This window comes from Mesorhizobium sp. M7A.F.Ca.MR.362.00.0.0, assembly GCF_004023175.1.
GTDB lineage: Bacteria > Pseudomonadota > Alphaproteobacteria > Rhizobiales > Rhizobiaceae > Mesorhizobium.
Genome location: NZ_RZTF01000315.1, coordinates 1 through 7,648, shown reverse-complemented (window position 1 = coordinate 7,648; position 7,648 = coordinate 1). Strand labels below are relative to the sequence as shown.

At 61.9% G+C, this 7,648-nt stretch carries 22 protein-coding genes and 1 pseudogene; 20 read left to right on the top strand and 3 right to left on the bottom strand.

Annotation, left to right across the window (positions count from 1 at the left end; all coding sequences use genetic code 11):
• Nucleotides 1-296, top strand: a 296-nt coding sequence (locus EOC06_RS40960) for a hypothetical protein (RefSeq protein ID WP_206631267.1), incomplete at its 5' end; no start/stop codon positions are given.
• On the opposite strand, the gene EOC06_RS28205 is transcribed toward EOC06_RS40960, so the two are convergent.
• Nucleotides 268-1,143: an RNA ligase family protein gene (locus tag EOC06_RS28205; RefSeq protein WP_128309338.1), complete on the bottom strand. Its 876-nt coding sequence runs from the start codon at nucleotides 1,141-1,143 to the stop codon at nucleotides 268-270. The two genes, EOC06_RS40960 and EOC06_RS28205, sit on opposite strands and share 29 nt — an antisense overlap.
• Nucleotides 1,144-1,217: 74 nt before the next feature.
• On the opposite strand from EOC06_RS28205, the gene EOC06_RS28200 reads away from it, so the two are divergent.
• The gene (locus EOC06_RS28200; protein ID WP_164898778.1) at nucleotides 1,218-1,406 is read left to right on the top strand and encodes a hypothetical protein; all 189 of its coding nucleotides are present in this window, start codon (nucleotides 1,218-1,220) and stop codon (nucleotides 1,404-1,406) included.
• Here the strand turns inward: EOC06_RS28200 and EOC06_RS28195 are convergent.
• Nucleotides 1,369-1,632, bottom strand: coding sequence for a DUF982 domain-containing protein (locus EOC06_RS28195; protein ID WP_128309336.1), 264 nt, complete (start codon nucleotides 1,630-1,632; stop codon nucleotides 1,369-1,371). The two genes, EOC06_RS28200 and EOC06_RS28195, sit on opposite strands and share 38 nt — an antisense overlap.
• Here EOC06_RS28195 and EOC06_RS28190 point away from each other — a divergent pair.
• The 14 genes from EOC06_RS28190 to EOC06_RS28125 all read left to right on the top strand — a co-directional run bounded on the left by EOC06_RS28190 (nucleotide 1,592) and on the right by EOC06_RS28125 (nucleotide 6,222).
• On the top strand, nucleotides 1,592-1,819 hold the full coding sequence (locus tag EOC06_RS28190; protein ID WP_164898775.1) for a hypothetical protein: 228 nt from the start codon (nucleotides 1,592-1,594) through the stop codon (nucleotides 1,817-1,819). The two genes, EOC06_RS28195 and EOC06_RS28190, sit on opposite strands and share 41 nt — an antisense overlap.
• A gap of 169 nt (nucleotides 1,820-1,988) precedes the next feature.
• Nucleotides 1,989-2,183 carry a hypothetical protein gene (locus EOC06_RS28185; RefSeq protein WP_128309334.1) on the top strand — a complete coding sequence of 65 codons (195 nt, stop codon included), beginning with the start codon at nucleotides 1,989-1,991 and terminating at the stop codon, nucleotides 2,181-2,183.
• A 157-nt stretch (nucleotides 2,184-2,340) separates the two neighbouring features.
• Nucleotides 2,341-2,577 carry a hypothetical protein gene (locus tag EOC06_RS28175; RefSeq protein ID WP_164898777.1) on the top strand — a complete coding sequence of 79 codons (237 nt, stop codon included), beginning with the start codon at nucleotides 2,341-2,343 and terminating at the stop codon, nucleotides 2,575-2,577.
• The gene (locus EOC06_RS28170) at nucleotides 2,564-2,911 is read left to right on the top strand and encodes a DNA-directed RNA polymerase subunit alpha C-terminal domain-containing protein (RefSeq protein WP_128309331.1); all 348 of its coding nucleotides are present in this window, start codon (nucleotides 2,564-2,566) and stop codon (nucleotides 2,909-2,911) included. Before EOC06_RS28175 ends, EOC06_RS28170 begins: the two co-directional genes overlap by 14 nt.
• Nucleotides 2,904-3,101 carry a hypothetical protein gene (locus EOC06_RS28165; protein WP_128309330.1) on the top strand — a complete coding sequence of 66 codons (198 nt, stop codon included), beginning with the start codon at nucleotides 2,904-2,906 and terminating at the stop codon, nucleotides 3,099-3,101. The genes EOC06_RS28170 and EOC06_RS28165 overlap by 8 nt, the downstream gene beginning before the upstream one ends.
• 1 nt (nucleotide 3,102) lies before the next feature.
• Complete coding sequence (locus EOC06_RS28160) at nucleotides 3,103-3,414, top strand: hypothetical protein (RefSeq protein WP_128309329.1); 312 nt, start codon at nucleotides 3,103-3,105, stop codon at nucleotides 3,412-3,414.
• Nucleotides 3,411-3,644 carry a hypothetical protein gene (locus tag EOC06_RS28155; RefSeq protein ID WP_128309328.1) on the top strand — a complete coding sequence of 78 codons (234 nt, stop codon included), beginning with the start codon at nucleotides 3,411-3,413 and terminating at the stop codon, nucleotides 3,642-3,644. Before EOC06_RS28160 ends, EOC06_RS28155 begins: the two co-directional genes overlap by 4 nt.
• Nucleotides 3,644-3,916 (top strand): hypothetical protein, encoded by a 273-nt coding sequence (locus EOC06_RS28150; protein WP_128309327.1) that lies wholly within the window; start codon nucleotides 3,644-3,646, stop codon nucleotides 3,914-3,916. The genes EOC06_RS28155 and EOC06_RS28150 overlap by 1 nt, the downstream gene beginning before the upstream one ends.
• Nucleotides 3,903-4,304, top strand: a complete 402-nt coding sequence (locus EOC06_RS28145) for a hypothetical protein (protein ID WP_128309326.1) — start codon at nucleotides 3,903-3,905, stop codon at nucleotides 4,302-4,304. The genes EOC06_RS28150 and EOC06_RS28145 overlap by 14 nt, the downstream gene beginning before the upstream one ends.
• Before the next feature lie 14 nt (nucleotides 4,305-4,318).
• The gene (locus EOC06_RS40340; protein WP_164898776.1) at nucleotides 4,319-4,495 is read left to right on the top strand and encodes a hypothetical protein; all 177 of its coding nucleotides are present in this window, start codon (nucleotides 4,319-4,321) and stop codon (nucleotides 4,493-4,495) included.
• Nucleotides 4,492-5,154: a hypothetical protein gene (locus tag EOC06_RS28140; protein WP_128309325.1), complete on the top strand. Its 663-nt coding sequence runs from the start codon at nucleotides 4,492-4,494 to the stop codon at nucleotides 5,152-5,154. The genes EOC06_RS40340 and EOC06_RS28140 overlap by 4 nt, the downstream gene beginning before the upstream one ends.
• On the top strand, nucleotides 5,151-5,378 hold the full coding sequence (locus EOC06_RS28135; protein ID WP_128309324.1) for a hypothetical protein: 228 nt from the start codon (nucleotides 5,151-5,153) through the stop codon (nucleotides 5,376-5,378). Before EOC06_RS28140 ends, EOC06_RS28135 begins: the two co-directional genes overlap by 4 nt.
• Nucleotides 5,375-5,881, top strand: a complete 507-nt coding sequence (locus EOC06_RS28130) for a hypothetical protein (RefSeq protein ID WP_128309323.1) — start codon at nucleotides 5,375-5,377, stop codon at nucleotides 5,879-5,881. The genes EOC06_RS28135 and EOC06_RS28130 overlap by 4 nt, the downstream gene beginning before the upstream one ends.
• On the top strand, nucleotides 5,878-6,222 hold the full coding sequence (locus tag EOC06_RS28125) for a hypothetical protein (protein WP_128309322.1): 345 nt from the start codon (nucleotides 5,878-5,880) through the stop codon (nucleotides 6,220-6,222). The genes EOC06_RS28130 and EOC06_RS28125 overlap by 4 nt, the downstream gene beginning before the upstream one ends.
• A 141-nt stretch (nucleotides 6,223-6,363) precedes the next feature.
• Here the strand turns inward: EOC06_RS28125 and EOC06_RS28120 are convergent, their stop codons facing one another.
• Nucleotides 6,364-6,591 (bottom strand): hypothetical protein, encoded by a 228-nt coding sequence (locus EOC06_RS28120; protein WP_128309321.1) that lies wholly within the window; start codon nucleotides 6,589-6,591, stop codon nucleotides 6,364-6,366.
• 11 nt (nucleotides 6,592-6,602) lie between these two features.
• Here EOC06_RS28120 and EOC06_RS28115 point away from each other — a divergent pair, with 11 nt between their 5' ends.
• The 4 genes and pseudogenes from EOC06_RS28115 to EOC06_RS28100 form a co-directional block, all read left to right on the top strand.
• Entirely contained in the window at nucleotides 6,603-6,791 is a 189-nt protein-coding gene (locus tag EOC06_RS28115; RefSeq protein ID WP_128309320.1) for a hypothetical protein, read from the top strand.
• A 10-nt stretch (nucleotides 6,792-6,801) separates the two neighbouring features.
• Nucleotides 6,802-7,107, top strand: a complete 306-nt coding sequence (locus EOC06_RS28110) for a hypothetical protein (RefSeq protein WP_128309319.1) — start codon at nucleotides 6,802-6,804, stop codon at nucleotides 7,105-7,107.
• Nucleotides 7,088-7,279, top strand: a complete 192-nt coding sequence (locus tag EOC06_RS28105) for a hypothetical protein (RefSeq protein ID WP_128309318.1) — start codon at nucleotides 7,088-7,090, stop codon at nucleotides 7,277-7,279. The genes EOC06_RS28110 and EOC06_RS28105 overlap by 20 nt, the downstream gene beginning before the upstream one ends.
• A 78-nt stretch (nucleotides 7,280-7,357) precedes the next feature.
• Nucleotides 7,358-7,648: pseudogene (locus tag EOC06_RS28100) on the top strand (hypothetical protein); the annotation flags it as partial.

Genomic DNA, 7,648 nt, shown 5'->3' with positions numbered 1-7,648 from the left:
TCGCCGACATGAGCCATCGTCTGTCTCGCGACGTCGTCGTCCGATTTCGGGGCGACTATGACGTCCACGCCCCGGCCGGGACGCCAGTCCGGATGATCCCGGATGGCATGGGCAAGCCCTGCTACGCCATCCCTCCCGGCTTCTGCACCGTTCCAAGCATCCCCCGACTGGAGGCAGTGAGCCGGAAAGGCCGTAGCCGTATGATCTCGATCTTCGATCACGACGCCACGTACTTCCACATCTGGGCGCCGAACGACGCTGTCGAACCTATTCCTCAACCAGCCCCTGCAGAGTAGCGTGGCGCAGCTTCGGCTCGCCCCGCAACGTCCGCACCCTGGCCTTGATGCTTTTCTTCAGCCACTCGACCTCCGGCCCGCGAGCGGCCTGCGGTGTGTTCGGCGGCGGTTGCCCCTTCCGGACGCGAGCCATCAGCCGCTCGCGCATCTGCTTGGTGAGCGCAATGGTGGCAGGGCCGGCATATTTGCCGTCCCGCGCCATCAGTCCGACCGTCTCCTTGCCTGGCTCGCGCTTGATGCCCAGCAGATCGAACTCGCCGAACTCCCAGCACTTGGTCTTGACCCAGATGTCGGTCGGCCCGCTGCGATAGGAGCTGCCCTGACGCTTGGACACCATGCCTTCCACGCCCAGCCGCTCGACGGCTTCGTAGAACTCGGCGCCGCCGCCCAGGACGTGCTGGCTGTATTGGATGATGCCCTCGGCCGGCTTCACCAGATCCCACAGGATCTCCTTGCGCTCGATCGCCGGCCGTGGACGCAGATCCTCGCCGTCCAGATACAGGATGTCGAACGCGACGAAGGCCAGCAGCTCGGCATTCCAAGTCATGCGGGAGTGCATCGCATGGAAATTCGGCCGCCCATCGGGCTCCGGCGCGATCGTCTCGCCGTCGAGGATGAAGGACTTGGCCTTGAGCTGCTCGGCCGCGGTGACAATCGGCCAATAGCGCTTCGACCAGTCGTGCCCGTTCTTGGTGAAGGCCCGAACGCCGGCCCAGTCTCGGATCAGCTGGGTGCGAAACCCGTCGTATTTAATCTCGTGGAACCAGTCGTCGCTGACAGGCGGCTCCAGGACGAGCTCGGGCTCAAGCGGTTTGATGAACTTCAGCCGATCTTCGGCGTTACTCATGCACTCGACACTCCAACTGCCTCACAAGGCGCACGGGTGGATTTGGTTGCATTTTAGCCGAATTGAATGTGGAAATGGTTGACGCGCACGAATGCAGGCTTGCCCTGACACTGATCAGACGCACGATCGAGGAGCACTGTCCACCAGGCGTGCTGCCTAGCGAAGAGATGACCAACGGCCTGTTCGGCCCAGAGCTGATGGATGAGGCAGAAGCCCTGTCCAGGGCTATCGTGGCAACCGTCGAGAAGCTGACTCGTCCTTAATCAACATCCCTGCCTCCTTCGCCGCGAGCCTGAAGCACCGACGAGCCTCTTGTGCTGTGGCCTGACCGGCCATTGCCGCCGCGCACACCTTCACCGCTCTTTCCCAATGCGGTCCTCGCCCCGCCCAGCCCAGCAGCTGATCACTCGCGGCCTCCACAGAGGTCACGAGCAAGGAGACGCCTGGCTTGTCGGTCCTGACTGGAACACCTGGAGAAAACCACTTCATGAAAGTCCTTATTGCTGGAACGCCGCTCGAACAAATGGGCTGGCAGCGGGACCTCGGCAAGGTCCGGATCGTCTTCCGCGACGGCACCAGCCGCACGGATCAATTCGAATTCCTCGAGCAGCTGGAACGCAGCTGCGATGACATGCGTGCCGAGCTCCTCGAGCAAGCCCTCAAGGAGACGGCGTGATGGCTATCCACCGCTATCTTAGACTCCGGCTGAAGGGCACGAAGGAAGCCGCACTCGGCCGCAAGGCCCCTGGTGGTTGCGTCCTCGTCCAGTTCAACCGCATGGACCATCCCCAGTCCCACGGATGGCACCTGTTTCCTCGCCACCACTTCGTCAGACGGAGGCGGAGGTGAAACTCCACGCCGTCTGGAGCAAGAAGTACGCCCACTGGGTCCTCCTCAACAATGATTGCGTCGAGCGCGGAGAGACCCGCGTCGTTGCCCGCCTCTACGACTGTGACGGGCCGGCGATCGCCGAACGCTTCAACACCCACCGCAACCCCGATCGCTACCTCACCCTCATGAAGGAGGTCCACGGACTGTGAACCCCCGTCACAAGGCGATGCTGAAGATCGTGAAGCTGTCCGAGGTGACCACCACGCGTGGCTTCACCGAGAACGAGGTCCGCACTGCCGACGCTGTGATCCAGCAGCTGATGTACACCCACAACCTTGAGTTTAGGAAACCCCGCCGGCGCAGCTGGTGGTCATTCATCTGGAGTACGAAATGCCCAAATACCGCGACATCGTCGCCGAGCTGATCCGCCTCTACGAGGGCGGCTACAACGACGCCACCCTCACCAGCACGCTGAAGGGCTACGTCGAGAGCAAGGACAAGGCCCTGCGCAAGGCAGAGAGCTTCATCCGCGGCTTCGAAGACGACGAGCTGCAGGAAGGCATCCCGGCGCTCCTGCAGGAGATCCGCAATGCCGCCGCATGATTTCATCGACGAGCTGGAGCTGAGCGTCCGCGCCGGCAACGCGCTTCGCAACCATGGGGTCATGAACCTGGATGAGTTCCTGCGCCTCACCAAACCTGTGGTGATGAGCTTCAAGCACGCTGGCGCCAGGACCTGGCGCGAGATCCAGGAGGTGCAGATCAACCTCCAGCGTGAGCAGCTCAAGCAATCGCTCCCCGGCCGCGCCATTCAGCACATCCGCGCGCTCAACGAATTGAGGCATGACTTAGGCCACGCCGGGTTCTTCCTGCGCTTTGACCACGAGCACCGGCTGTGTGTCGGCCGGTACGTCAACAAGGATGACTTCGATGAGTAACCAGTTCGCCATGAGGTGCCCTGAGTGTGGCGACGACGCCCACATCCAGGTCGCCGCCCTCGTGTGGGTCAAGCTCGTCTCCGATGGGACCGACGCGGACGGCGACCACGAGTGGGACGACGAAAGTCCCTGTCGCTGCAACTCCTGCGACTACACCGCAAAGGTCATCAATTTCACGGAAGGAGAGTGACATGGCATTCCCAAGCTACATGAGGCCGGCCGAGGTCAAGATCGTCGGCAGACTGATCAAGAAGGCCCTCGGTCTGGACTACGTCGTGTCGGTCTACGACGGCGAGGAGTATGGCATCGTCAGGTCCAACAACTACGAGGCGATCACCGCCGAGATCGCCGCCACCGACAGCACCGAACTGGTCTTCCGGCGCCGTGATGACAAGACCAAGATCGGCTCCGTGCTGCTGATCCACGGCAACGATGAGGACGTGATCTCCGATCACTCCGACAACGAGCTCACCAACAAGCTGGTGGAGCTCGAAGTCGCATGACCACTTCCATCTATCGCGTCGACGTCATGATCTGCGGGACCGCCTACATCAAGGCCTCGTCCCGCGAGGTCGCCCAGTTGATCCTCGACGACCACAAGATCGAGGAGACCGGCCCCCTGATCTCGGAGCACCGGTTCGACGACCCCAAGCTGCCCGAGTTCAGCCTGTCGCCGGCCATGACCCTGTACGGCAGGTTCTCGGCCGAGAGCGAGATCGAGGAGGCCAACTGATGACCACGATCGACATCCACACTCTGACCAACATCTGTCAGGTGGCGGCGGATCGCTTCCGCAGCAATGCAGACGAGTTCCGCAAGCTGATCGATTACAAACCGACGCCCGAGCACGAGAAGGCCGGCGTGTGGCAGATCGATATGACCCCACATGGTGAGGGCGCCCGCCGTCTGGCACAGCAGTTCGACCTTCAAGCCAAAGAGGCGGAGGAGTATGCCGCCGCCTTCGCGAATGCCGACAACATTGAGGTGATCTATGAAAGCGCCTGACGGAACAGCCATCGATCGTACCAAGGAGGTGATCCTCGGCGAGTGTGGGATCAACTGGGACGACGACGGCAGCTACGACTTCGACGGCACTGGCACTGTACCTGACTGGGACAGCCAGGAGACCGTCACCATCGCCGGCCAGACCGTCTTCTTCGACGAGGCCGGCCGCGAGTGGCTGCAGAGCCAGCTGATCCCCGAGGCCGCCGACGAGCTGCCGGCTGACCAGATCAAGCCCTGGTACGTCGACCGCGCCCTGCGCCGCGTCGAGATCGTCAACACGGTCCAGGCTCTCATGGAGCGCACCACTGGCAAGAAGCTGGCCGTGAAGGACTGCCAGTACTTGACGCGCGCCGTCACCCTGCTGCTGGACCGATCCGAGCCAGAATAACCCCTGGAGCAACAATGACACCGACAACCGCGCACGACGCCCTGGCGGCGCTTCGTGCGATCGAACATCTGCGCGCTGCGCGGAAGCTGCTGAAACAGGTCGGCGCCAAGCGTGCCGTCCAGAAGGTCAGGCAAGCCTTGAAATCTGCCGAAGGCGCCGAGCGCCATGTCCAACGCAGGAGATCTCTATGAAAATCGACCTCTTCTACATCGAAGGCGAGCACGACACGGTGCCCGGGATCGCCCGCACCCTGGCCGCCGACGAGAAGGGAGCCAAGAAGGAGGCCGAGGAGCTGCTCGCCGCCGGCGCGCACGTCTACCGGCAGAACATGTCGGTCGAGGTGCCCCTGGTCTACAGCCACCTCGAAATGGAGGCGGCTCTCTGCGTCTGGGAGTGGCTCAACGAGATCACCGTCGTGCCGAAGCGGCGCGACAAGGCAGACCCTGTCTGGCTGAAGTATCGCGAAGACGTCGGCTCGGTCGAGCTCCGCCACTACAGCATCGACATCGGTCTCTGGGTGCTCAAGGTCTATGATCTGCTGCCCGAATGGTTTCGGGCGATCGGCTCCTATGACTGGGAGATCGTGCCGTCGATCGTCGGTGAGGTCATCCCGGGTGAGGCGTTCAAGGAGCCCATGCAAGCGAAGCATGCGATCGTCAACAGCGACTGGGCGAAAGCCGAGTACCATCGCCAGTTCGACTGGACCCTGAAGACCTATTACGGGCTCGATCTGGAAGGCGCTGGCTTGTCCAAGGATGAGCTCCTGGAACAGTGGTTCAACCCTGATCTCGATCCGGATTACCAGGTCCGTCGCTACGCCGAGAAGTACGCTCTGGAGCGCATCAGATGATGCACATCGACGACGTCAACGTGCGGCTCAAGGTCGACTTGAGCTGCTTCATCACGGTCGGCATCTACGCTGGCCCCATCACCCCGGAGGTGATCGCCGAGCACGTCTACGATCTGGTCGTGCGAAGCAAAATGGTGGATCTGATCGACGCGGTCACGATCGACGCCATCACCCTGGACGACAACACCACCATCATTGAGGGCTCGACATGCACGTCCGCTTGAACATGCAGGACTGGAAAATCGCCGAGGAAGGTGCCGACGACACAACTGATCGCCGCCTCTGGACGGTCAACGTCAAGACGGGCCTGTCGAGGATCGACGTCGACGCGAAGTGCCCTGACGGCACCAATCGGGCGCTCTGGGTCGAGATCAACGACGGCAAGCTCGTCGTTCATGCCTACGATCCCGACCACGACGAGCCGGTCAACGTGCGGATCACCAAGACCGGCATCCTCGTCGACAGCGACGACCGCGGCGAGAAGCCCCTGGGCTACGACACCGACCGGTATGAGCGGATGGAGAAGTTCGTCGAGCAGATGGCTCGAATGACGACGCCGGAACAGGAGTTCGACGCGAAGAAGGGCGACGACGGCACGGTCAACGACGACGGCGTCACCTACGACGACGCCGACGAGATGGTTTCGGACTTCAGCGACGACCGACTCTGCGACGAATACAGCGCGTTCATGACGATGGTCAGGCAGGCAAAGGAGCTGGTGGCATGATCGTTTACAACGTCGAACGCGGCTGGTTCCCGATGAAGAACGACGCCGAGACGCACAGACGTGCCCTCGGCCTGAAGCCGGACGCCAACTTCAAGCTGGAGATCAAAACCCGCGAGGAGCTGGCAGCGTTCCTGAACGGCCTGATGGGCCTCAAGGCCGAGGGGCCGCCCGAGGAAGTGGCGCCGGCCGGCGCCATCCTGGAGCCGGAGGTTGCGCCCCCTGAGGTGATCGAGCGCAACTACATCGAAGTGCCGGACTTCGTCCCGCTCTTCCTGGCCCAGGCCCAAGCTAAGGCCGCTGGTAAAGAGATCCGGTGGATACCCCAGCCAACCACGCCATAGCCTCCCGCATGGTGGGAAATCCACGCTTTCGATCATCCGAGGCAAAAGCGACCCACCGGGTCTTTCGGGGCTCACCCATGATCTGCATGACGGTGCCTACTCGGACACCGTCAACGAACACACCATAAGGGCCACCGGCCATCAGTTGGGCTTCTTGCGAGACCATCCCCGGATCTTGAAATTCGGCAGCTGGTCTTCCTTCACCACGCCGGCCTTGATCATCCGAGTCTTCAGATCCTGGTACTCACGGATCAGCTCGTTCTGGTGATCGAGGGCCTTTGCCTCTTTCGCCGCCATCACCGCCTCATGGATAGCCTCGAGCTCGTCCATGCTCTTGTCGGTCAGATCAATGTTGTCCTGCTTCACCATAGGGGAACTCCATGTCCACGAAATACGACGTTACTATAGTCGAGACCCTCATACACACCTTCACCGTCGACGTCGAGCCCGACGAAGATCCGCGTGAAGCTGCTGGTGAGGCCTTCGTTCAGGCGGAGAAGCTCGACGAGCTGGAAAACTACAGCATCGCCACTAGCCACCGCGAGGTCGAGAACACCACCGCCCAGTGAGGACAACAAGATGACCCCGAAAATGAAAGAGATGCTCGTTCGAGGGCTGCTCACCAATCGGCTCTATCCGGCCGGCGCCGAGTACGCCGCAATCAAGGCTTTGAAACGCCGAGGCTGGACCACCGACGAGTGGTCAATCGGACGCGAAACCATCACCACAGATGGTGTCGACGCCCTCGCAGCCAACAGCAAACCAATCGAAATCTTCCAGGCCGACTTCCGTTTCCTGCTGCTCATCAAGGGCCAGCCGGTTGCCGAGGTGCTGCCTGGACAGCACATGAAAATGGAGAAACTCCTTGCAGATACAGGTCTATGAACCCCTGACCGGCGACGTGCTCACTCGAGCAGACGTCGCCAACATGAAGCTCCCCTTCGACCACGGCTGGGACAGCTGGTGGGTCACAAGCCCAACCGGACGCATCCTCGGCCGGCACGACAACTACCAGGCGGCCGAGCTCCAGGCCCGCATCCTGCCTCTGGCAGCGTAACCACCCCCCACAACCTTCTCAATCGCTTCTTCCCGCGCCTCTGAGCGCCACGGCGAAGCCATGCACAAGGACAAGACCATGAAACTGCTCAACACTGCCCGCGCCGAGGACTTCCACTCGGGCGGCCTCACCGAGGCACGCTCGTTCGGCTTCGAGATGAACGCCATCGCCTTCCATGCGGTGATCGACGGCATCTACTCCGACAAGATCCTGGCGCCGGTGCGCGAATACGCCACCAATGCCTACGACGCTCACATCGCCGCCGGGAAGCGCGACGTGCCCTTCATCCTGATGGCGCCATCGACACTCAGCCCGTACTTCATGATCCGCGACTTCGGCCCGGGCATGACCCACGAGGTGGTGCAGAAC

Bases quoted from the DNA above. Each gene is read 5' to 3' on its own strand.
- EOC06_RS28165 (WP_128309330.1), top strand. From the start codon at position 2,904: ATGAGTAACCAGTTCGCCATGAGGTGCCCTGAGTGTGGCGACGACGCC.
- EOC06_RS28135 (WP_128309324.1), top strand. From the start codon at position 5,151: ATGATGCACATCGACGACGTCAACGTGCGGCTCAAGGTCGACTTGAGC.
- EOC06_RS28195 (WP_128309336.1), bottom strand. From the start codon at position 1,632: ATGAAGTGGTTTTCTCCAGGTGTTCCAGTCAGGACCGACAAGCCAGGC.
- EOC06_RS28110 (WP_128309319.1), top strand. From the start codon at position 6,802: ATGACCCCGAAAATGAAAGAGATGCTCGTTCGAGGGCTGCTCACCAAT.
- EOC06_RS28160 (WP_128309329.1), top strand. From the start codon at position 3,103: ATGGCATTCCCAAGCTACATGAGGCCGGCCGAGGTCAAGATCGTCGGC.
- EOC06_RS28150 (WP_128309327.1), top strand. From the start codon at position 3,644: ATGACCACGATCGACATCCACACTCTGACCAACATCTGTCAGGTGGCG.
- EOC06_RS28125 (WP_128309322.1), top strand. From the start codon at position 5,878: ATGATCGTTTACAACGTCGAACGCGGCTGGTTCCCGATGAAGAACGAC.
- EOC06_RS28200 (WP_164898778.1), top strand. From the start codon at position 1,218: ATGGTTGACGCGCACGAATGCAGGCTTGCCCTGACACTGATCAGACGC.
- EOC06_RS28140 (WP_128309325.1), top strand. From the start codon at position 4,492: ATGAAAATCGACCTCTTCTACATCGAAGGCGAGCACGACACGGTGCCC.
- EOC06_RS28115 (WP_128309320.1), top strand. From the start codon at position 6,603: ATGTCCACGAAATACGACGTTACTATAGTCGAGACCCTCATACACACC.
- EOC06_RS28205 (WP_128309338.1), bottom strand. From the start codon at position 1,143: ATGAGTAACGCCGAAGATCGGCTGAAGTTCATCAAACCGCTTGAGCCC.
- EOC06_RS28120 (WP_128309321.1), bottom strand. From the start codon at position 6,591: ATGGTGAAGCAGGACAACATTGATCTGACCGACAAGAGCATGGACGAG.
- EOC06_RS28145 (WP_128309326.1), top strand. From the start codon at position 3,903: ATGAAAGCGCCTGACGGAACAGCCATCGATCGTACCAAGGAGGTGATC.
- EOC06_RS28155 (WP_128309328.1), top strand. From the start codon at position 3,411: ATGACCACTTCCATCTATCGCGTCGACGTCATGATCTGCGGGACCGCC.
- EOC06_RS40340 (WP_164898776.1), top strand. From the start codon at position 4,319: ATGACACCGACAACCGCGCACGACGCCCTGGCGGCGCTTCGTGCGATC.
- EOC06_RS28170 (WP_128309331.1), top strand. From the start codon at position 2,564: ATGCCGCCGCATGATTTCATCGACGAGCTGGAGCTGAGCGTCCGCGCC.